We start from the raw sequence: 21,434 nt of genomic DNA, 5'->3' as shown, positions 1-21,434 counted from the left end.
AACTAGTGCTTTGGTAGGAGCCGGGAATCGAACATTCCCTTCACGTTCGCCGAATGTGGGACCAAGTGGTGCGCGCATGCCACCATGAACGTCAATCATCGGATGCGGAATGGGGAGTGGATGTTCGACTCGGCTGGTCAGAATGCCCCGGGGCAAGCCCTGGCATCGCGAGGGTGGGGACGTTTCAACCTGAACAACCCGGCCACGGCGGCCGTGATCGTCGGCCTGCTGAGTGTGCCGTGGGTGTTCGGTCTCGCCAGTCTCAAGACTGAACCCGAGACGAGCAATCGAGTGCTGAGCGATCCGGGAACCGTCGTCGGCATCATGGGTTTCCTGACGGTGTTGACCGTTGTGGCGTGTGCGCGCCGGCGGTACCCGATCGCGTACTACCTCCTGACGTTGGCAGGATCCGGCGGATTGATGCTCTTCCTCGGCAGTCGATCGCTGGGGGCCACGCCGCTTTTCTGGTTCGCGATCATGGCAGTGTCCATCCGAGTGACAGGCATGCGCCTGGTCGGACTGCTGGTCCTCGGAATGGCGATGGACGTGATCTTGGCGATGTATCTCACCGAACGGGACGGGCTGACGGTCGCCGAGGTTCAGGTGGGGGAGTTGCCTCACTTGTTCCTCGAACCGGCGGCAAACACCGTCACGAGTTTTCTGGTCGTCGCAGCCATGGGAAAGATCGTCGCGCGCCTGCGAAAACAAGCAGTGGAGAACAGTCAGGCAGTAGCGGATCTGCACCGGGACCGCGAACGCAAGATTGCGAATGCCGTTGTCGCCGAACGGCAGGACATGGCACGTGAACTGCACGATGTCGCTGCCCACCACATGACCGGCATGATCATCCAGGCTCGTGCCGCCGACAAGTTCTTCTCGAGCAATCCCGAACAAGCACAAGCCCTTCTGGGGGGCGTCATCGAGCAGGGTCAGCGGGCCCTCAACAGCTTGCGGCAGATCGTGGGGATACTTCGCCTGGGTGAGGAAGACCCCGATTTCCCGACGCCCATGGTCTCCGACATCGACGAGTTGGTGGACGACTGCAAGCGCACCATCTCGTCGATCTCGTTGGAGAAGGTCGGCCGCTTCGACGACCTGGACAGCGGAGTCCAGTTGACGTGTTACCGCATCGTGCAGGAGGCGTTGTCGAACGTCCTTCGCCATGCGCCGGGTAGCGAGTCCAAGGTGTGTCTGAGTCGAGAAGCCGGTGCGGTGAGGGTACGGGTGGTCAATACTCTCGGGAATGCTCGCCCGGCCTCCGACGGGCAAAACCTCGGAATTGTGGGAATGCGCGAACGCGCGACGCTCATGGGTGGTCAATTGGACGCCGGACCGAATTCGGAAGGTGAGTGGGCTGTGCAGGCACTGGTGCCGGTGAACGGGAGGATCAACGCATGATCGATGTCCTTATTGCAGACGACCAGCAGGTGGTACGGCAGGGGTTCGAGCTGTTTCTCTCCGGTCACCCCGAGATTCGCGTCGTCGGGCATGCCAAGACGGGAGTCGAGGCGTACGAGCAGGTGCGTGCACTGCGTCCGGAGGTCGTGCTGATGGATATCCGAATGCCGCACGGCGACGGGTTGACTGCGACCCGGGAGGTCCTTGCCGAGTTTCCCGGGACCCGCGTCATCGTGATCACCACGTTCGATCTCGACGAGTACGTTTTCGAGGCGCTCGACAGCGGTGCCGCAGGGTTCTTGCTCAAAGACGCCGATCCCGAAGAGCTCTCGTCGGCAGTGTTGACCGTGGCCGAAGGTGGTTCGGTGCTCTCGCCGAGATTGACGTCGAGACTGATCGTGGAGTTCGCGAGGCGTAAGCCGGCACCGATGTCCACGGCGCGCTCCGGATCGGATCACGGTCTCAGTGCGCGTGAAATGGATGTGGTGCAGTTGCTGTCACAAGGCTTGGGAAACAACGACATCGCAGATTCCCTCAGCCTCGAACAGAGCACGGTGAAGTCGCACATCAGCAACATCTGCAAGAAGCTGCAGGTGCGTACCCGTGTGCAGATCGTCATCTGGGCGTACCGAAACAACGTGATCTCCGTATCGCGCTGACGCACGGGACGCTGCGGCGCATCCGCCGCGGCACGGGCAGAGAAGTACACGTGCCCCGGGTCCGATCCCTCGTCGAACCCGGGGCATCCGTGCCACTCAGCCCAGCAGTTTGGCTTTGAGCGTCATGACAGTCGCCGGGCTCAGACCCAGGCCCTCGGTCAGGTACCGATCGACCGACCCGTAGGTCTGGTCCAACTGGGCGAGACCGGCATCGAGATAGCTTGCCTCGACACCCAACAGAGGCTCCATGTTGACGGCCATCTGTTCGCCCAGGCTCGCCGCGATGCCCGCGCGCGTGGCCTTCATGCCTTCGGCTGTGTACTCGTTGGTCAGCAAATAGTCGTTCATGATCACCGCGCGGTCGACACCGGCGATACTCAGCAGCAGAAACGACGTCCAGCCGGTGCGGTCTTTGCCTGCGGTGCAGTGGAAGACCTGTGCACCTTCGGTTTCCGCGAGACCCGTGAGCAACTGCGCGAACCCGGCTCGCTCCGTCGCTCCGGTGACGAAGGCGCGGTTCATGTCCTGCATCATCGATCGTGAGTCCTCGGGGGACTTGATCTTCGCGACCATCTCGGCGATGTTCCCGGACAGGATCGGAATGTTCTCGTACGCAACCCCGTCGGGCAAGACATCGGGCTTACTGGCGATCTCGGGTTCAGTGCGCAGATCGTAAACCTTTGTCAGTCCCAGCTTTTCGAGATTGCTCATGTCATCGCCCTTGGGCGTGATCGCGTTCGCGCGGTAGAAGACTCCCTTGTTCACGGGCAGGCCGAAAGTCCCCGAGTATCCGGCGCCGGTGCCTGCGACGTCGCGGAAATTGTCGATCCCGGTCAGCCGCGGCGCATCTGGGGTCTGCTCGGAACTGCCGAGGTTGCTGGATCCGAAATCCAGCGAGCCGAACAGCGGAGCCGAGGGGCCAGGTTCGGCCTGCGCGATCGAGGCGCCGAAACCGGTGATGAGAAAGCTACTGGTCAACGCAATGGCCGCGGCAGACCGTAGTGAGCAGGTACGGGTGGATCGGGACATGTGTGAGCCCTTCGTCGAGCGGAGAGAGTGGCGAGTCGATGAGGTATCGCGAAGGCAAGGTAGCGAGTTCGCGTGTCCGATTCGAGAGGAATCTTGCTTTGCTCCCTCTCAGTGGGAGGCGTGCTGCTGTGAGCGTGGGCGGCTCGGGAGGCGCAGTTCATTCCTCGGGAGCTGTGTTTGTGTAAAGGTCCAGTGCCCTGATATTGGTTAGCCTCACCAAATCAATTCCGGAGCAGTCCGGTGCGTTCAGATGGAGTTCAACATGCGGGTTCAAGGTCTGTCGCGGTTTCGCCGCGCAGTGGTGATCGGCGCAGCAGCTGCGCTGGCGGTCGGCGTCGCCGGCTGCAGCAACTCCGAGGAGGCGTCGTCCGAATCGTCGACGACAGCCGCGAGCTCGCAGACCCGTGTCTTCGAGGCGCAGAACGGATCCATCGAGATCCCGAGCGACCCGCAGCGGATCGTGGCCTGCGGATACGCAGTTCTGCCGCTGATTCAGGCGGGAGCGAACCTGGCAGCAGTATGCGAGTGGACCCGTGAACTCGGCAACATGGACGACAAGACCAAGGCCGCTTACGAAGCTCTGCCGAAGGTCGCACCCGACGGCAACGTCTCCCAGCTCAACTACGAGGGAATCGTCGCTGCCGAGCCCGATCTGATCATCATGGGCGTTCCCGCTCGAGTCGAAAGCCAGCTGGACATGGCGCAGCTCGAGGCGGCCGCTCCCGTCGTCTTCCTGGGACCGACGGTTCCTGCTGATTGGCGAGTGCTGGGCGAGCAGTTCGCCGATGCCGCGAATGTCTCCGACACCTACGGCGAGTTCAAGGACGACTACGACGCCAAAACCGCCGAACTGGCCGCGAAGTACAAGGACAAGCTCGGCTCGTTGACCTTCGGCGGCGTGTGCAACGTCTGCAAGCCGGAGGCCGGCACCTTCTCACGCGAGTACGCGTCTTCGTACACGACCAATCTCTTCGACGGACTCGGACTGCAGTTCCCCGGCACCCCCGCAGACCCCGCCGACATCCACGTCGAACAGGTATCCATCGAGAAGATCGGCGAAAATCTCGGAAATGTCGACGTGATCGTCTACGGCCTCAACGCCGACGGCTCGATGTCTCCGCAGTTGCAGGAGCTGGTCAATTCCGAGCTGTGGAAGGAATTGCCCGCAGTGAAGGCCGGCAACGTCGTCCAGGTCCAGCATTCGCTGGCCGCGACCTATCAGACGGCTCTTCTGACGCTGGATTCGATCGACGAGGGCCTGTCGAAGCTGCCCGCAAACCAGTAGTTCATCGACTGTGACGGTGGCCTCTCGCCTGCTGGCGAGGGGCCACCTGCATATCCAGATGAGCAGGGCGGACAGCTCTCCGATCGGCGAGGACGCTTACCTGTCCCGGCTACCGGGGTTCTGTACGAACTGCGAACGCCCGATAGGGTGACCGGGTGCGTCCTACACTTGATTCCTACACTCATCTGGCCGGTGGCAAGGTCCGTGACCTTTACACGATCGACGACGAGCATCTGCTGCTTGTCGCGAGTGATCGGATCTCGGCCTACGACCACGTGCTCAGCACGCCGATCCCGGACAAGGGTCGCGTGCTCACCGCGATGAGCGTGTTCTTCTTCAACGTCCTCGGTGGCACCAACCACCTGGCCGGCGAGCCCGACGACGATCGCATCCCGGAAGAGGTTCTCGGCCGCGCTCTCGTGGTGCGCTCCCTCGACATGGTTCCCGTCGAATGCGTCGTTCGTGGCTTCCTCACCGGCTCCGGCTTGGTCGACTACAACAACACCGGCGCAGTGTGCGGCGTCGCGTTGCCCGAGGGCCTCGTCGAGGCCTCGCGTCTGCCCGACCCGATCTTCACCCCGGCGTCCAAGGCGGCTCTCGGGGATCACGACGAGAACATCAGCTTCGATCAGGTAGTGGAGAAGGTCGGCCAGAAGCTGGCAGTGCAGCTTCGCGAGGACACTCTCGACGTCTATGCCCGCGCCTCCAACTTCGCAGCCGATCGCGGAATCATCCTTGCCGACACCAAGCTCGAATTCGGTCTCGACTCCGCTGGAAACCTCGTGCTCGCCGACGAGGTGCTCACCCCCGACTCGTCGCGCTACTGGCCTCTCGAAGGCTACGAAGCGGGCAAGGTGCAGCCCAGTTTCGACAAGCAGTTCGTGCGCGACTGGCTCACGAGCCCTGAATCCGGCTGGGACCGTAGCTCGGACACGACACCGCCGCCGTTGCCGCAGGAGATCGTCGACGCGACCCGTGCACGCTACATCGAGGCGTACGAGCGCATTTCCGGTCTGTCCTTCGACGATTGGGTCGGTCCCAGCGCATGAGCCTGATCCCGCCGGTCGCAAAGAAGGTCCCCACCGAACGTACCCATCACGGACACACGTTCGTCGATGACTACGAGTGGCTGCGGGACAAGGACAACGCCGAGGTAGTCGCATACCTCGAAGCCGAAAACGCGTACACCGACGAGCAGACGGCCGCGCTCGAGCCGTTGCGCGAGAAGATCTTCCAGGAGATCAAGTCGCGGACGCAGGAAACCGACATGTCGGTGCCCACTCGCATGGGTAAGTGGTGGTACTACTCGCGCAGCGTGGAAGGCAAGTCGTACACCGTCCAGTGCCGGTGCCCCATCGCCGGTGAAGACGACTGGACTCCGCCCGACCTGACGCCCGGCGTCGAGCTGGCCGACGAGCAGATCCTCATGGACGGCAACGTCGAAGCCGAAGGGCACGAGTTCTTTTCGCTCGGCGCGTTCTCCATCAGCGAGGACGGCACGTTGCTCGCGTACTCGGTGGACATCGTCGGCGACGAGCGGTACACCTTGCGGTTCAAGAACCTCGAGACCGGTGAGATGCTCGCCGACGAGATTCCCGATACCGCGCCTGGCGCCACCTGGGCGATCGACCACAGTCACGTCTTCTACATGACGGTCGACGACTCCTGGCGTCCGGACACGGTGTGGCGTCACAAGCTGGGAACGCCGCAGAGTCAAGATGTTTCGGTGTTCCACGAGCCCGACGAACGGTACTGGGTTTCGGTGGGGTCCACCCGCAGCGAGAAGTACCTGATGATCTGGGTCGGTTCCAAGGTGACCAGCGAAGGCTGGATGCTGGAATCGGCGAACCCGGAAGGCGACTTCCGCGTCATCATCCCGCGTCGCGAGGGCGTCGAGTACGGGGCCGAGCACGCCGTGATCGGGGGAGAGGACCGCTTCCTGATCCTCCACAACGACGTCGTCGACGGCATCAAGGCAGAGAACTTCGTGTTGGTGGAAGCTCCCGTGTCGGATCCGATGAACATGACGACGCTGATCGAGCACAGCGCAGACGTTCGTCTGGAAGAAGCCGAAGCCTTTGCCGGACACCTCGTCCTGAGCTACCGACGCGAGGCGCTCACTCGGGTTGCCGTGTGGCCGTTGACGGGTGACGGCTACGGCGAACGCCACGAGATCGACTTCGACGAAGAACTCTTCAGCATCGGCATGGGGTCCAACCCGGAATGGGCGCAGCCCACCATCCGGCTCGGATTCACCTCATTCATCACTCCCGGGCAGGTGTACGACTACTACGTCGCCAGTGGTGAACTGGCACTGCGTAAGTCGCAGCCCGTTCTCGGAGACTTCGATGCGAGTAACTACGAGCAGCGTCGCGACTGGGCAGTAGCCGACGACGGAACCCGCATTCCGCTCTCGATCGTGAGGCGCGTAGGTGCGCCGGAAGGTCCCGCGCCGCTGCTGTTGTACGGCTACGGTTCCTACGAGGCGAGCATCGACCCGTCGTTCTCGGTTGCCCGCTTGTCGTTGCTCGATCGCGGTGTCGTCTTCGTCGTCGCACACGTGCGCGGCGGCGGCGAGATGGGCCGTCACTGGTACGAAAACGGCAAGACGCTCACCAAGAAGAACACCTTCACCGATTTTGTCTCTTGCGCAAAGCATTTGATCGACACCGGTGTCACGTCGGCCGACCGGATGGTTGCCGACGGCGGTAGTGCAGGTGGACTGCTGATGGGCGCTGTCGCCAACATCGCTCCGGAACTGTTTGCCGGCATTCTCGCCAACGTTCCGTTTGTCGACCCGTTGACGTCGATTCTCGATCCGTCGCTGCCGTTGACGGTCATCGAGTGGGACGAATGGGGAGATCCGCTGCACAACAAGGACGTCTACGACTACATGCGCTCGTACAGCCCGTACGAGAACGTGGAAGCCAAGGACTATCCCGCCATTCTTGCGATCACGAGCATCAACGACACCCGTGTTCTGTACGTGGAGCCGGCCAAGTGGGTCGCAAAACTGCGCGCCACCAAGACCGGTGATGCTCCGCTACTTCTCAAGACCGAGATGAGCGCCGGACACGGCGGTGTCAGCGGTCGGTACGAGAAGTGGAAAGAGGTCGCGTTCGAGTTCGCCTGGGTGTTGGACACCGTGGGCGCGAACTAGCTTCTGTGTCAATCAGGTTCGGTGACTGTCAGGTTCTGTGTCAATCAGGTTCTGCGGTAACGAACCTGAGGGCGCCCAGCGCGCCCGTACTCGGTCTCCCGGGTGAGCATGCCGTCGTCTGCCAGCTTTTCCAGGTAGCGCCAGGCTGTCACCCGGGACACGCCGACCGATGCTGCCACCTCGGCGGCGGTCACAGGACCTTCCGAATCCCGGACGGACGCTGCGACGAGTCCGAGTGTTTGAGACGCAAAGCCTTTCGGTGCCGCTGCTCGATCGTCGGACGTTCGTAGCGCGGACATCGCGCGGTCGATGTCGTGTTGACTGACCGCAGACTCTCCAGCGGGAAGCGCTGCACGATATTCGAGGTAGCGCTCGAGCTTGTCGCGGAATGCTGCGAAAGTGAACGGCTTGAGAAGATAGAGGACGATCCCGCGAGCCACGGCGCTTCGGACCACCTCCAGATCGCGCGCCGAGGTAACCGCGATGATGTCCGGACTGGGCCGCAAACCGCCCAGGGCGGAAGCCACGTCGAGACCGCTGGCGTCGGGCAACCCGATGTCGAGCAGGACCAGGTCGATGGGCTGGTCGGTGGCGTTGGCCGCCGTAACTGCACGCACGGCGGCGTTCCCGGAATGAACCACGCCGTGGACCACGAATTCCGGCACTCGCTCGACGTAGGAACGGTGTGCCTGCGCGATCAACGGTTCGTCGTCGACTATCAGTACACGGATCATCGCGGCGCTTCCGCCTCGCGCAGCGGGATGCGGACCACCAGCATGGAGCCCATCGCCGGTTCGCTGGTGAGCGTGCCGCCGTGCCGTTTCACCACTTGAGAGACCAGTGCGAGACCGAGTCCGCGAGAGCCGGATTTTGTGGAGTAGCCACGGCCCTTGGCCTTTTCGAGTGCTTCGGGTGTCATTCCCGGGCCGCTGTCGGCGACGGCAACAACCATCATCGAATCCTCTTCCATTACCGTCACTTCCACCCACGGAGACTCGCTCGCGCGCGATGCGTCAATAGCATTGTCCACGAGATTGCCGACCAGCGTGACCAACTCGCGTGCATTGAGCGAAGGAACCGGACCGAGCGCGGTGTCTTCGGTGATGGTCAGGTCGACCCCGCGTTCGGTCGCTTCACTCATTTTCCCGAGCAGCAGTGCGGCGAGCGCCGGTTCGTGGACCGCATTCATCAGACGATCTATCAACTGTTGGGACACTCGCAATTCATTGGTGGCGAAGGCCACTGCGTCGTCGTTCCGGCCCAACTCGACCATCGTGATGATCGTGTGCAGACGATTTGCACTCTCGTGGGCTTGCGATCGAAGCGACTCGGCAAAACTGCGTACCGAATCCAATTCCCCGAGTACGTTCTGTAATTCGGTGTGATCGCGAATTGTCAGCACGGTGCCAATTCTGTTGCCCTCCCACTCAACCGGGTGTTGGTTGACCACCAGCACACGCTTGTCGGTGAGGTGCACTTGATCCTTCGCGGGAGAGGCGTCGTCGACTCGCATGGTCTCGGGGATGGACGAAAGTGGCACGGGCCCGTCCGGTAGATCGAGGAGGCGACGCGCTTCGTCGTTGACGATATCCACTCGCGCATCTCTGCTTCGGCCTCGCCCCATCACCACCAGACCCTCACCGATGCTGTGCAGGACGGCGTCGTGGTGTTCGTACATGGTGCGCAGTTCATCCGGCGCCATCCCCAGGGTCTGTCGCCGGATACGCCGACTCACCAGAAGTGAACTCAGGAGGGCGGCAAGAAGACCGCCGCCGGCAACGAACAGGATGACCGGAACACTTTGGGCGAACTGCTTGCTGATCTGCTCGCGGGTGACACCGGCAGAAACCAGACCGACCAGGGTTCCGCCGGAATCGTAGACAGGAGTGACTGCGCGGATCGACGGCCCCAGCGATCCGGCGTACGTCTCTGTGAAGGTCACGCCGGCAAGTGCGCGGTCGATGTTCCCGGTGAAGAGTTGACCGATCAGCTCCGGGCTCGTGTGGGTGAACCGAGTGCGATCAGGCGCCATCACCACGATGAAATCGACGCCGGTTGCCTGTCGGATCTTCTCGGTCTGTGGTTGCAGAATCGCGGTCGGGTCCGGACTCGTCAGGGCTGCCGCCGTCGAATCCGACAGGGCGAGAGTCTGCGCTATCGAGCTCACCTGCCTGCGGATCGCGTCGTCGCTGTCTCGGCGTTCGTCGACAACTGCGAGCGCGGCCCCCACGCCGATGACCAGCGCCAACAACGCCAATTGCAGGAGCAGGATCTGCCTGGCGACGCTCATACGTCGGCCGGTCTTTCGTTCGACCATCGAGCGCCTCCTGAACGTAATGAACACAAACTTCCGGGCCCACCTGTTTGCAACAAGAATTCTCCACGACTCGAAGTGATCCCGATCACTTCACAGATATCCGATCCAAAGGACACCCCATGAGCAGCACGGCAACAGGGACAGTAGACGGTTCCCCACAGCCCGAGGGCACCAAGGCAAAGCGCGACAAGACGCATTGGCTCTACATGAGCGTCATCGTCGCGGTCATCGGCGGCATCCTCGTCGGTTGGCTCGCACCCGAGTTCGGTAAGTCCGTCGGTGTACTCGGCACGTTGTTCGTCAGCCTGATCAAGATGATGATCAGCCCGGTCATCTTCTGCACCATCGTGCTCGGCATCGGCTCGGTTCGAGCGGCGGCCAAGGTCGGCAAGGTCGGCGGCCTCGCACTCGCCTACTTCATCGGGATGTCCACCATCGCACTCGCGATCGGCCTGGGCGTCGGCAACCTGCTCAACCCGGGCAGTGGCCTGAACATCACGCCCAATGCGGCCTCCGTGGCCAAGCTTGCAGATCAGGCCCACAGCGCGGGCGGTACCTGGGACTTCATCGCGTCCATCATTCCGACGTCGATGCTGTCCTCCCTCACAGCCGGCAGCGTGCTGCAGACTCTGTTCGTCGCCCTTCTGGTCGGCTTCGCGATCCAGTCGCTCGGCAAGTCGGGTGAACCGATCCTCAAGGCCGTCGGATACATCCAGAAGCTCGTGTTCAAGATCCTGACGATGATCCTCTGGCTCGCCCCGATCGGTGCTTTCGGTGCCATCGCCAGCGTCGTCGGCCAGACCGGTTTGAACGCCGTCGTCCAGCTCGGCACGCTGATGATCGGCTTCTACCTGACCTGCCTGATCTTCGTCTTCGGTGTTCTCGGAACGCTGCTGCGCGCGGTCACCGGATTCAACATCTTCAAGCTGGTCAAGTACTTGGCCCGTGAGTACCTGCTCATCTTCGCCACGTCGTCCTCCGAATCGGCACTGCCGCGTCTGATCGCCAAGATGGAGCACGTAGGCGTCGAGCGCACCACGGTGGGCATCGTCGTTCCCACGGGCTACTCGTTCAATCTCGACGGCACCGCGATCTACCTGACGATGGCCTCGATCTTCATCGCCGACGCCATGGGACAGCCACTCGGTTTCGGTGAACAGCTCTCGCTGCTGGTGTTCATGATCATCGCCTCCAAGGGCGCTGCCGGAGTCAGCGGCGCCGGTCTGGCCACGCTGGCAGGCGGACTGCAGAGCCATCGCCCCGAGCTTCTCGACGGCGTCGGACTCATCGTCGGAATCGACCGCTTCATGTCGGAAGCGCGAGCGATCACCAACTTCTCGGGCAATGCGGTTGCGACTCTCCTGGTCGGCGCCTGGACCAAGACGATCGACAAGGAACGCGTCGTCGAGGTACTCGACGGGAAGATTCCGTTCAACGAAGCCACGATGCTCGACGACGAGGACGAAGAAGAGCAGCACAAGCTCGAAACGACTCCGACCGGCACCAAACAGTCGTTCGTGAGTCATCACTAGAAACGTCCGCTCTGCTGAACGTTTGACTGCGCTGCAGGCGCGGAACCCGATCTACGATCAGTGATCCTGGTCGTAACGATGAAAGAGACCGCCGCACCAACCGTGCGACGGTCTCTTTCTGTTCGTGGCTAGGTGTACCAGGTCGGTTCGGGAATCTCGCCGGTCAGAAAACGACTACCGACTTCACGGCGCTTGTACGCGAGCGGATCGTGAAGGGTATGCGTCCGGATGTTGCGCCAGTAGATGTCCAGGCCGACGTCGTTGGACGTGGCTCGGGCACCGGTCAGTTCGAAGATCTTGTTGCTGATCTCCAAGGAGACGTCGGCGGCGCGAAGTTTTGCGGCCGCGATGCGTACGGCGAGGTCGCCGCGAGCCTGCTCGGTGAGGTTTTCGCGAGCGTAGTGGAGCACGGCGTCGGCCTCACGGCTGACCTGATCCACGAAGGCCTCCGCTGCCCACAGCTTGGATTGCAAGTCGCCGTAGCCCTCACGGAGGTACCACTCGTCGGTTGCGATTTCGCGGTTGTCACCGCCGTACGGCCATGGACGCGTACGGGTTCGGGTGTACTCGGCGGCAGTGTCCAGTGCGCCACGAGCGATCCCGAGGTAGAAGTTGGCGAACACGATCTCGATCGCCGGGAAGTTCAGGGTGTTGTAGACCAGAGGTTGGAATTCCTTGTCGACAAAGCCTGCCGCACTTGCCCAGTCGACCTCGACGTCGTTGATCTCGACACTGCCGGAATCGGTGAGGCGCTGCCCGAGATTGTCCCAATCACCGCGGAAGACTATGCCGTCCTGAGCAGTCGGCACGATTGCGAACACATGCGTCGCAGTTCCGTCGATGATTCCTTCGAGCACCGTGAGGTCGGTGACTCGGCCGCCGGTGGAAAACGACTTCACACCGTTGAACACCAGGGTGTCTCCGCGGTCCGCGACGGTGAGGTCGGTGTCTCGAGGGTTGACCGCGCCGCCGAAGAAGAATCGGTTGCTCGTGTACAGCTCCTCGACAGCGGAGATCTGCGGATCGGTTCCGACCAATCTGGCTGCCCATGCCCACAGGTAGTGGTATCCGAGCAGTTGTCCGATGGAGCCGTCGGCGCGGGCGATCTCCCGAACCACCTTGTAGGCGGTCTCCCATCGCTGCCCGCCGCCGCCGAACTCGACCGGGCCCAGGAGCGTCACAAGACCACTGTCCTTGAGCAGCTGAACTTCTCGGAACGGTGGTTCGCCGGCTCGGTCGCGGGCGAGTGCGTCGGCGGCAAGGATGTTGCTCACCTCGCGAGCCCGGTCGATCCAGCCCTCGGATGTGTCGGGAACGCCGACGAAGACTTCGGTTTCACTGGTCACGGTCATGCCTGTTCATCCTTTTCGGTCGGTGCGGTCCCGATGGCCCACACGTAAATCGGTTCGGTTCCGTTGATTTCGTAGTCGCCGACAACTTTGGATTTGAAGACGACCGGATTGTGGCTGGCGACGGTGCGGGCGTTGCGCCAGAATCGATCGAGATCGAGGTCGCGGCTGACTCCGGAAGCACCGAGTGCGTCGAAGATCTTGGCCGTGGCCGGCACGACGAGTCCGATCGAGGCGACTTGCCCTCGCCCCGAATCGATTTCGGCTGCGATGTTGGCGGCCTTCTCCTCCTCCGGCGAGCCGGAGAATGCGGCTTCGTAAGCCCATTGGGACGACTGTGCTGCGTGCAGCGCTACGGCCTCGGCTGCAAAGGCTGCAGAGGACACCTCGCCGACAACTTGCTGGATCTGCGAATCCTGCGCGTATCTCGGAGCGTTGCCGTGACTGAAGGTTCGAGTGCGAGAGGCAACTCGACGAGAGATCTCGATCGTAGCAGCCTTGGCGATGCCGGCGAGAGTGGCGAGGTGGAACAATTGGTAGAACGCGGTCTGGTATTTGAATCGCGTCGAGAAGTCGAAGATGTTCTCCGGCTGTACAATTGCGTCCTCGTAGACGGACGAACCGGAGCCAGTCGTCTGCTGGCCGAACCCGTTCCAATCGTCACTGTGTGTGACACCGGGTTGTCTCGCCTCGACCGCCGCGATCACGAATGCGCCGGTGTCGGTGCGCTGCGAGTACAGGTCGATCCAGTCGGCGAAGATGGAACCCGTGCTGTAGAACTTTGCCCCGTTCGCCAGGAAATGGTCGGCATCGGGTGCGGGCGAGACCTTGGTGTTGGCTTCGCCCAATGCAACGTCGCCGATTTCGGTCCACGCGTTGCCGACCAACTGTCCCTCCGCAAAGCGTCGGAGCCAGATGTCACGCTCCGGGCCTGGGTCGGCGACCAGTCGGTCTTCGACAAATGCGAAATGTCCGCGCAGGGCCTGGGTGATATTGGAATCGGCGCTCGACAGCTCGACTAGTAAGCGGATCAATTGCGGGATGCTCGCACCCGATCCACCGTGTGTTGTCGGCACCCGAACGGCGCCGAAGCCTGCATTCTTGAGTGCGTCGATCTGTTGGAAGGGAAGTACGTGATCGCGTTCGCGTTCGACGACGCCTTGTGCGATGTCCGCGAAGATCGGACGGAATTTCTCTGCCAGTGTTTCGTAGTCGACCTCACTTTTGATCGGATCAGCAGACCGGGGTACGGCATTCGGCGTCAGTGCGGTGGTCATGGGAAGAATGCAAGCTGTAAACACCAGGGGCGTCGATCCTTCATCGCGACCTGATTCGAAGTGTTGTCAGTCCGCGCAAATCTCGGTTCGATGGCCTGCCGGGCACTCTTGTCGAAATCGAGTGGTCAGTGCGATTGCTCGTGAACGTGCTCGACGGTCCATCCGCTCCATTCGACGGTCCCTCCGGCACCACAATCATGTCGGAACGGCAGCCCTGGAGGACCGGAGCGAACGACGACGCGAAAGTCTCTCCCCTCCAACCGAAGATCGACAGTCGTGTGTTCTCCGTCGACACTCTCGCTGATGCTCTCGAGTGCGTCCGTGGCGACGATGTCGGTGGCGCGTCGGACAGCATGTTCGGCTGCCTGAGCGGCCTGTGACAGTGCCGCCCGGCCGCGCAGGTGCAGCAGCTGCAATTCTCCGGCTAGGTATTTCTCGGCAGCATCGATTGCGGAGTTGCCGTCCAGTCGGCTGAAATAGACTGCGGCAGGCCACGCAATCATGTTGGCCGCGAAACGATCTCCGCCGATGTGACTGCATTCCCACACATCTGCGATCTGTGCCGCGTTCAGTGCCGACACGACCGGGCGGCCGAGTTCCGCGCAGCACGCATCCTTCTTTCCATGTGTGCAGACTGCGAAGAGCGGTTCCGTGCGGGAGCGGCCGAAGTCGGGTTCCGCTCCGGTGGCCATCGATTCGAACGGCAGTACCGACAGGTCCTCGTATCGGTCGACCGCCCCTTCCCGCATCCATTGGCGTGTGCCGTCCGTCCAGGCGAGTACACACGTCGGGGTGAGCACCCGGCGGTTGCGGGTCCGCCGGATCACCACGACACGGATACGGCCCTGCGCTGCGTAGATCTTTTCGGTGAGCGCGACGGGGAGAACGTCGTCAGGGGCGGACGCCGGCCAGGGGCCGGGGTGCTCGATCAATACCCACAGATGTGTCATTCCGGCGCGACCGACCATAGGTTCGCCGGCGGTCGACGACTGCCGTGTACAGGCGTGAGGGCGTCGACTGGTTTGCGGATTGGCGACAAATTCCGAAAGGCACTGCATAGATCCTTTCCCCAGGACACCGTCGCTGTGGCAGGGGAGGGAAGACATGATGAGGCTCCAGTCTCGTAGGTTAGGCTCACCAGACTATTGGATGGTGAATCCTTTGCTCAGCCGCGGTGAATGCACGTGGCTGTGACGGTCGGAAGCAGTCGGTAACAGGAGTTTGTGAATGAAACGCAGTAACTCGCGGACGAAGTACATGCTGGGTGGTTTTGTCCTCGCCGCCATAGTGGCAACGACAACGGCGTGTGGCAGTGACGACAAGACGGATACCGGCAGTCAGTCTGCCGACACCGTGCACGCGGTCACCCACGCCCGCGGAACTACCGACGTACCGACGGATCCGCAGCGAGTTGTCGTGCTCGAGCCGGTTCAGCTCGACACGTCGGTAGCGCTGGGCGTGATTCCCGTGGGCACCGCGGTACTCAGCGAGACGACCGGCGTTCCGGCGTACCTCGGTGAGAAGGCGGCGGAGATCGAGATGGTCGGAACCGTCGCGGCACCGAACCTCGAGAAGATCGTCGCACTGAGCCCGGACCTGATCATCGGAACGGAATCGCGGCACGGTGATCTGTACGAGCAGCTCGCTGCCATCGCACCGACCGTCTACATGGCAACTCAGACCGATCCGTGGCAGGACAACGTCCAGTTCGTCGCAGAGGCGTTGAACAAGACCGATCAGGCAGGTGAACTGCTCGGTGACTACACGGCACGCTGCGAGGAAGTGGCGAGCAAGCACAGCACCGAGGGCAAGACCGCTCAGCTGATCCGCCCACGCGACGACGTTCTGACGCTGTACGGACCCACGTCGTTTGCCGGAAGCACTCTCGAATGTGCTGGACTCACGATTCCCGCACGCGACTGGGAGAACTCGATCTCCGTCGACCTCTCCCCGGAATTCGTCTCCGGAGCCAACGCCGACCTCATCCTGGTCACCTCCGCGAAACCGGCCGATGCCGGCACGATGCCGAAGGCCGTCGCAGACAACGCCGGATTCTTCCCGAACCCGCATCTGGTCGACATGTCCTACTGGATCACCGGCGTCGGACCGCTCGGCGGCCTCACCGTTCTGGACGACCTCGATCGCATTCTCGGAGCGTCGAATTAGCAGTGCGCGAAGGAGCAGTGCGCGAGAGAGTCGCTAAGTTGGAGCCTATGACAACTCCAGTACAGAACATCGCGATCAACACCCTCGGTGGCGTGCCCACCTCTTTGGGTGAATACGACGGCCGCGCCGTCCTCGTGGTCAACGTCGCGTCCAAGTGTGGACTGACCCCGCAGTACTCGGCGCTCGAGAAGCTGGCCAGCGAGTACGCCGATCGCGGTCTGACCGTGATCGGTATCCCGTGCAACCAGTTCATGGGGCAGGAACCGGGTACCGCCGAAGAGATCGAGACGTTCTGTTCGACTACCTATGGCGTCACGTTCCCGCTTCTCGAGAAGATCGAGGTGAACGGCGAAAACCAGCATCCGCTGTACGCCGAGCTCACCAAGGCGGCCGACGCCGAAGGCGCTGCGGGAGACATTCAGTGGAACTTCGAGAAGTTCCTGATCGGACCGGACGGCACCGTCGTCAACCGCTTCCGTCCGCGGACCGAGCCTGACGCACCCGAGGTTGTCGCCGCGATCGAAGCTGCGCTTCCCAAGAACTAGAGGTTTCCAAGAACCAGTAGGTGCGCTGAAAACTGCCGCCGGATGATCATCCGGCGGCAGTGTGCTGTTCACCCACAGCTGCCACTATCGGAGTATGTCCGCAGAACTGATCGTGTCGGTATCCGGAATCAGAGACGAGACATGTTATCTCGCTGCCGGATTCGCAGACGAGATGGACACTCGAGGTGTCCGCTTGTCGCTCCTGGTGGCGCCGCGACTGAAGGACAAATACCGACTGGCCGACGACGCGGTGACGACGGCTTGGCTGCGTGAGCGTCGCGAGCACGGCGATGCCATCGTTCTGCACGGCTACGACCAGGCCGCGACCAAGCGTCGCCGAGCCGAGTTCGCCACTCTGTCGAAGCACGAAGCGAAACTGCGACTACTCGCTGCGGACCGCGTTCTCGAGCATGCAGGCCTTCGGACCCGGGTGTTCGCACCGCCGCGCTGGGTGGCATCGCCCGGTGCCATGTCGGTGTTGCCGGAGACGGGCTTTCGCACGATGGCAGGCCTCGGGGCAGTACATGATCTGACCCGCGGAACCTTGCAACGGGGAAGGGTTTTCGGGATCGGCGAAGGCTTCAAGGCCGAGCCGTGGTGGTGTCGCGCATTGGTTCTCGGAGCCGGGCGTGCCGCCAAACGTGGGGGGCTGGTCAGATTGTCGATCACGGCCAAGCAGTTGGGAAACGAGGGCCCACGTCAGGCCGTCCTCGACGCCGTCGACCTTGCCCTCTTCCACGAAGCCGACTCGCAGGTGTATCGGTGGAACTCCCCGTCTCAGGAGCTCGGCGCTGCCTGAATTCGGCAGTTGGCAACTATTTGATAGCTACGAGACTATGTCGTCTGTCCGGGTTGTCCGAGCGGGCAGACTCTTCGCGTTTCTCCACTTCCTTGCTGGTAGTAGTGCAGAGTGGGTCAAAATCACATAAAACGGACGATTAATTAGAGCGCTGGGTCAGCCAACTCTCCCACTGCTAGAGTGCGTGCAGTTAATCTGCCGCTAGTAGATGGGATTTGGATCTCGCCATGCGCACGAGAGTGTTCTCCAAGTCGGCCGAGGGTCTTGTCGCCGTGGCTGTGGGCGCAGTCGTCTGTGCTGCGTTCGTTCCGGCGCTCGCGTCTGCCGCTCCGACCGGCGCGGTTCACACGCTGCCGACGGGCAGTGTCGACGGCGGGTCGAGCGGGTCGAGCGGGTCGAGCGATGGCGTCCGCACCGCAACCGTCGACGATGAAGGTGAGCAACTCACACTGCGCCTTCACAAGATGAACCTGCGGGGATCCGAGTTCTCGATGGCTGTGCAAGACAGCGACGGAGAGCTGACCGACGCGGTGATCCCGGCGCCCCGTTCGTACATCGGCAGCGTGGAAGGGCGTCCGGACGCAATCGTCTCGGCCATCGTCGACTCCGCCGGAACACTGCGAGGGCAGGTGATTTTCGATCGTGGTGTTTCGATAGAGTTCGTCGGATCCGAGGTGGTCGGTCGCAGCACGGCGCCGATCGACGCAAAACCCAAGTGGCCCACCGCGGCCATTGCGCCGGCCTCGGCCGCAAGGGTCGGCAAGACGGTCAAGCAGTTCGTGGTCGGACTGGACCTCAGTGGCGAGTGGTACTCCGCGCACGGCGCAGGCAGTGCCGCCGTCGCTCTGGATCGGGCCGAGGAATCAATGGCCCGCACCGCTGCCATCTGGATCAGAGACGTCGGGATTCGGCCGGTCCTCGGTCGAGTTGTCCTGCGGGCAGATTCCGCCGATGATCCGTACTCGAGCAGTTGTGAAAATCTCGAGCAGTTGGAAGATCTGTGGTCCGATCAGGTCGGGTCGAGTGTCGATCAGGCGACCGTCGTGTGCGCATCCGGTGGCGGAAATGCCTACTACTCGAAGTTCGAACTCGACCACAGCTACGCGCATGTCGGTGCCGAGTCCGACGGCAACTTCAGCCGCGTTCTCCGCCACGAGTTGGGCCACAACTTCTATGCCGACGACTACCACGGCGGCGGCGCCGAGGGATCGACCATCATGAACGGCAACGAGCTCTCGCGCTTCGACGGCACCGAATTCGCTGCCATCGTCGATGCGGCGGAGGTTGCCTCGGCTCGACTCGACGACGTCGGTCGGTACACGGCAAGCCCGATCCCGCCGTACGCCGCACTCGACATCGCGCGGGTCCGCTCAGGCGGCACAGTCACCGTCGACGCCGTCGCGAATGATCATGACAGCAACGGAGATTCGATCAAAGTGACCGGCGTCGCGGCAACGTCACTTCTCGGTGGCACCGTGAAGCTCGAAAACGGCGAAGTGGTGTTCGAAGCAGGAACGAAGGCAGGCACCGACAGGATTCTCTACACACTCACCGACGCAGCCGGTGGCACGAGCACCGGCTGGATCATCGTCGATGTGAGTGCGTGAGAACCGAATCAGGCGACTTCGACGCTCGACTCCTCGTCGAGAACTCGGAACTCGGTGCCGTCGGCAGCCATTTCCGAGTAGCGACCGTAGAAGATGCCTGCGGCCTCGTCGCGGATGATCGCTTGATGAATGGGAACCGCAACGCGCGGCGCCACCGCGCGGAGGTAGTCGATGGCCTCCGAGATCTTGAGCCACGGTGCGGCGGCGGGGAGGGCGAGAACGTCGATCTTTTGTTCGGGGACGTAGAGGGAATCGCCGGGATGCATGAACCGTGCCGGGTTGGTGGCGTCACCGAGGAGGAACGCGGTGTTGTCGATCATCGGTAGGTCCGGATGGATGATTGCGTGCTCTCCGCCCGTTCCGGTCACCTCGACGTCGCCGATGCTGAACCGGTCGCCCGGCCGGACGCCGGTCCAGCGCCCACCGAGCTTTTCAGCCGTCTGCGGATCGCTGTAGAGCACGGCGTCGGGATTCGCTTCGGCCAGTTCGGGCAGCCGCGCCGGGTCGGCGTGATCGGGGTGTTGATGTGTCACGAGGATGGCGTCGAGGCCGGTGATGCCTTCGAATCCGTGCGAGAAGTTGCCGGGATCGAAGAGGATCTTCGAGCCGTTCAACTCCACGAGCACACAGGAATGGCCAAAATGTGTCAGTCGCATGATTTCGAGTATGCGCCGCCCCGAAGGGACTCGCAGGCGGGTTTCACAGGTGGTGGCCGTCACGCCCCGATCACTCGATGCGAACCATCTCGGGTCCGCCCGGTAAACTGGCCATCACCCGAGCGTTTCACTCCGGGTTCGCGCACTAGTACCGAGGAGCAGCACGTGGCCCGTGTCGTCGTCGAAGTCATGCCCAAGGCCGAGATTCTCGACCCCCAGGGACAGGCAATTGTCGGGGCACTGTCTCGCCTGGGCTTTGCAGGAGTATCCGATGTCCGTCAGGGCAAGCGGTTCGAGTTGGAGATCGACGGCAGTGTCGAAGACGCCGAACTCGAGAAGATCGCCGAAGGCCTGCTGGCTAACACGGTGATCGAGGATTGGACCGTCAGGCGAGTCGAGGCATGAGCGCACGTATCGGAGTAATCACTTTCCCCGGCACGCTCGACGACATCGACGCGGCGCGGGCAGTGAACCTGGCCGGCGGTGAAGCTGTCGAACTCTGGCACGGCGATGCAGACCTCAAGGGTGTCGACGCGGTCATCGTTCCCGGCGGATTCTCGTACGGCGATTACCTTCGTTGCGGCGCGATCGCACGTTTTGCTCCCGCGATGGGCAAGGTTGTGGAAGCAGCCAAGGGCGGCATGCCGGTCCTGGGCATCTGCAACGGTTTCCAGATCCTCTGCGAAGCAGGTTTGCTCCCCGGTGCACTGACCCGTAACCAGGGTCTGCACTTCATCTGCCGCGACGAGTGGTTGACGGTCGAAGCCAACAACACGGCGTGGTCCTCGCGATACGAGGCCGGCGCGCAGATCCTCATCCCCCTCAAGTCGGGTGAAGGTCGCTTCCAGGCGTCCGAGAGGGTTCTCGACGAACTCGAGGGCGAAGGCCGCGTCGTCTTCCGTTACTCGGAGGAGAACCCCAACGGCTCGCAGCGTCGTATCGCCGGCATCTCCTCGGCCAACGGCCGGGTCGTCGGTTTGATGCCGCACCCCGAGCACGCCACCGAGGCTCTCACCGGTCCCAGTGACGACGGATTGGGCTTGTTCTACTCGGCCCTCGACGCGATCGTCACTGCCTGATCGCCTGCTGATTTTCACCACTGAACGCCGACCGGAAATCCGGTCGGCGTTCAGTCGTATGTGGGCCCGGTACCCAGGGCTACTGGCTGTAGGAACTGAGGAAGTTGCCGAGTCGCTCGAGTGCCGTCGAGAGATCGTCGGTGTTGGGGAGAGTCACCAACCGGAAGTGATCTGGTTCGATCCAATTGAACGCGCGACCGTGGCTGACAAGAATCTTCTCCGATTCCAGTAGATCGAGAACGAACCTCTCGTCGTCGACGATGCCGAACTTGTCGACGTCGAGCTTGGGGAACAGGTACAGCGCCCCGTCGGCCTGTTGGCAACTGATGCCGTCGATGCTGTTGAGCGTGGTGTGTGCGAGATCGCGCTGGGCCGTCAGCCGACCTTGTGGAAGCAACAGGTCCTCGATGGACTGACGTCCGCCGAGTGCAGTCTGGATAGCGTGCTGCGCCGGCACGTTGGCACACATTCGCATGTTGGCCAGCAATTTGATGCCTTCGATGAAGCTCGACGCCCGCTCGAGTGGTCCGGTGACGGCCAGCCATCCGGCTCGGAATCCGCACACGCGGTAGGCCT

At 62.4% G+C, this 21,434-nt stretch carries 20 protein-coding genes; 12 read left to right on the top strand and 8 right to left on the bottom strand.

Annotated elements, in window-relative coordinates; all coding sequences use genetic code 11:
* The first annotated feature begins 84 nt into the window (after positions 1-84).
* On the top strand, positions 85-1,398 hold the full coding sequence (locus A2J01_RS02575; protein WP_003945842.1) for a sensor histidine kinase: 1,314 nt from the start codon (positions 85-87) through the stop codon (positions 1,396-1,398).
* Positions 1,395-2,057 carry a response regulator transcription factor gene (locus A2J01_RS02570; protein ID WP_064111821.1) on the top strand — a complete coding sequence of 221 codons (663 nt, stop codon included), beginning with the start codon at positions 1,395-1,397 and terminating at the stop codon, positions 2,055-2,057. The genes A2J01_RS02575 and A2J01_RS02570 overlap by 4 nt, the downstream gene beginning before the upstream one ends.
* Positions 2,058-2,153: 96 nt before the next feature.
* Here A2J01_RS02570 and A2J01_RS02565 read toward each other — a convergent pair whose 3' ends face one another.
* On the bottom strand, positions 2,154-3,086 hold the full coding sequence (locus tag A2J01_RS02565) for a tyrosine-protein phosphatase (protein WP_064111815.1): 933 nt from the start codon (positions 3,084-3,086) through the stop codon (positions 2,154-2,156).
* A 250-nt stretch (positions 3,087-3,336) separates the two neighbouring features.
* Here A2J01_RS02565 and A2J01_RS02560 point away from each other — a divergent pair, with 250 nt between their 5' ends.
* The 3 genes from A2J01_RS02560 (at position 3,337) to A2J01_RS02550 (ending at position 7,531) form a co-directional block, all read left to right on the top strand.
* Positions 3,337-4,371: an ABC transporter substrate-binding protein gene (locus tag A2J01_RS02560; protein ID WP_081377449.1), complete on the top strand. Its 1,035-nt coding sequence runs from the start codon at positions 3,337-3,339 to the stop codon at positions 4,369-4,371.
* 155 nt (positions 4,372-4,526) lie between these two features.
* The gene (locus tag A2J01_RS02555) at positions 4,527-5,420 is read left to right on the top strand and encodes a phosphoribosylaminoimidazolesuccinocarboxamide synthase (protein WP_003945463.1); all 894 of its coding nucleotides are present in this window, start codon (positions 4,527-4,529) and stop codon (positions 5,418-5,420) included.
* Positions 5,417-7,531: a S9 family peptidase gene (locus A2J01_RS02550; RefSeq protein WP_064111812.1), complete on the top strand. Its 2,115-nt coding sequence runs from the start codon at positions 5,417-5,419 to the stop codon at positions 7,529-7,531. Before A2J01_RS02555 ends, A2J01_RS02550 begins: the two co-directional genes overlap by 4 nt.
* A 44-nt stretch (positions 7,532-7,575) precedes the next feature.
* On the opposite strand, the gene A2J01_RS02545 is transcribed toward A2J01_RS02550, so the two are convergent.
* On the bottom strand, positions 7,576-8,265 hold the full coding sequence (locus tag A2J01_RS02545) for a response regulator (RefSeq protein WP_003945570.1): 690 nt from the start codon (positions 8,263-8,265) through the stop codon (positions 7,576-7,578).
* The gene (locus A2J01_RS02540; protein ID WP_064111810.1) at positions 8,262-9,848 is read right to left on the bottom strand and encodes a sensor histidine kinase; all 1,587 of its coding nucleotides are present in this window, start codon (positions 9,846-9,848) and stop codon (positions 8,262-8,264) included. Before A2J01_RS02540 ends, A2J01_RS02545 begins: the two co-directional genes overlap by 4 nt.
* A gap of 119 nt (positions 9,849-9,967) precedes the next feature.
* Here A2J01_RS02540 and A2J01_RS02535 point away from each other — a divergent pair, with 119 nt between their 5' ends.
* Positions 9,968-11,380: a cation:dicarboxylate symporter family transporter gene (locus tag A2J01_RS02535; RefSeq protein ID WP_064111808.1), complete on the top strand. Its 1,413-nt coding sequence runs from the start codon at positions 9,968-9,970 to the stop codon at positions 11,378-11,380.
* A gap of 128 nt (positions 11,381-11,508) precedes the next feature.
* On the opposite strand, the gene A2J01_RS02530 is transcribed toward A2J01_RS02535, so the two are convergent.
* From A2J01_RS02530 to A2J01_RS02520, 3 genes are all read right to left on the bottom strand, one after another.
* Positions 11,509-12,732, bottom strand: a complete 1,224-nt coding sequence (locus tag A2J01_RS02530; RefSeq protein WP_064111806.1) for an acyl-CoA dehydrogenase family protein — start codon at positions 12,730-12,732, stop codon at positions 11,509-11,511.
* Positions 12,729-14,006 (bottom strand): acyl-CoA dehydrogenase family protein, encoded by a 1,278-nt coding sequence (locus A2J01_RS02525; protein ID WP_042452652.1) that lies wholly within the window; start codon positions 14,004-14,006, stop codon positions 12,729-12,731. Before A2J01_RS02525 ends, A2J01_RS02530 begins: the two co-directional genes overlap by 4 nt.
* A 125-nt stretch (positions 14,007-14,131) precedes the next feature.
* The gene (locus A2J01_RS02520; RefSeq protein WP_231915682.1) at positions 14,132-14,956 is read right to left on the bottom strand and encodes a sucrase ferredoxin; all 825 of its coding nucleotides are present in this window, start codon (positions 14,954-14,956) and stop codon (positions 14,132-14,134) included.
* A 277-nt stretch (positions 14,957-15,233) separates the two neighbouring features.
* On the opposite strand from A2J01_RS02520, the gene A2J01_RS02515 reads away from it, so the two are divergent.
* The 4 genes from A2J01_RS02515 to A2J01_RS02500 all read left to right on the top strand — a co-directional run bounded on the left by A2J01_RS02515 (position 15,234) and on the right by A2J01_RS02500 (position 19,123).
* On the top strand, positions 15,234-16,172 hold the full coding sequence (locus A2J01_RS02515) for an ABC transporter substrate-binding protein (RefSeq protein ID WP_042452648.1): 939 nt from the start codon (positions 15,234-15,236) through the stop codon (positions 16,170-16,172).
* Positions 16,173-16,219: 47 nt separating this feature from the next.
* Positions 16,220-16,717 carry a glutathione peroxidase gene (locus A2J01_RS02510; RefSeq protein ID WP_003945816.1) on the top strand — a complete coding sequence of 166 codons (498 nt, stop codon included), beginning with the start codon at positions 16,220-16,222 and terminating at the stop codon, positions 16,715-16,717.
* A 94-nt stretch (positions 16,718-16,811) separates the two neighbouring features.
* On the top strand, positions 16,812-17,516 hold the full coding sequence (locus A2J01_RS02505; protein ID WP_007734443.1) for a DUF2334 domain-containing protein: 705 nt from the start codon (positions 16,812-16,814) through the stop codon (positions 17,514-17,516).
* A 227-nt stretch (positions 17,517-17,743) separates the two neighbouring features.
* Positions 17,744-19,123: an Ig-like domain-containing protein gene (locus A2J01_RS02500; RefSeq protein WP_064111802.1), complete on the top strand. Its 1,380-nt coding sequence runs from the start codon at positions 17,744-17,746 to the stop codon at positions 19,121-19,123.
* Positions 19,124-19,131: 8 nt separating this feature from the next.
* On the opposite strand, the gene A2J01_RS02495 is transcribed toward A2J01_RS02500, so the two are convergent.
* Positions 19,132-19,779 (bottom strand): MBL fold metallo-hydrolase, encoded by a 648-nt coding sequence (locus tag A2J01_RS02495; protein ID WP_054781003.1) that lies wholly within the window; start codon positions 19,777-19,779, stop codon positions 19,132-19,134.
* 165 nt (positions 19,780-19,944) lie between these two features.
* Between A2J01_RS02495 and purS the strand changes: the two genes are divergently transcribed.
* Positions 19,945-20,184: a phosphoribosylformylglycinamidine synthase subunit PurS gene (purS, locus tag A2J01_RS02490; protein ID WP_003945817.1), complete on the top strand. Its 240-nt coding sequence runs from the start codon at positions 19,945-19,947 to the stop codon at positions 20,182-20,184.
* A complete protein-coding gene (gene purQ, locus A2J01_RS02485; RefSeq protein WP_064111800.1) occupies positions 20,181-20,858 on the top strand; it encodes a phosphoribosylformylglycinamidine synthase subunit PurQ in 678 nt (225 codons plus the stop codon). The genes purS and purQ overlap by 4 nt, the downstream gene beginning before the upstream one ends.
* 79 nt (positions 20,859-20,937) lie before the next feature.
* Here purQ and A2J01_RS02480 read toward each other — a convergent pair.
* Positions 20,938-21,434: aminotransferase class I/II-fold pyridoxal phosphate-dependent enzyme (locus tag A2J01_RS02480; RefSeq protein WP_156519141.1), on the bottom strand; the 497-nt coding region annotated here is incomplete at its 5' end.

The sequence above is a fragment of the Rhodococcus sp. EPR-134 genome (assembly GCF_001647205.1).
In the GTDB taxonomy this organism is placed as follows: domain Bacteria; phylum Actinomycetota; class Actinomycetes; order Mycobacteriales; family Mycobacteriaceae; genus Rhodococcus_F; species Rhodococcus_F qingshengii.
This window is presented reverse-complemented; position numbering and strand designations above follow the sequence as displayed.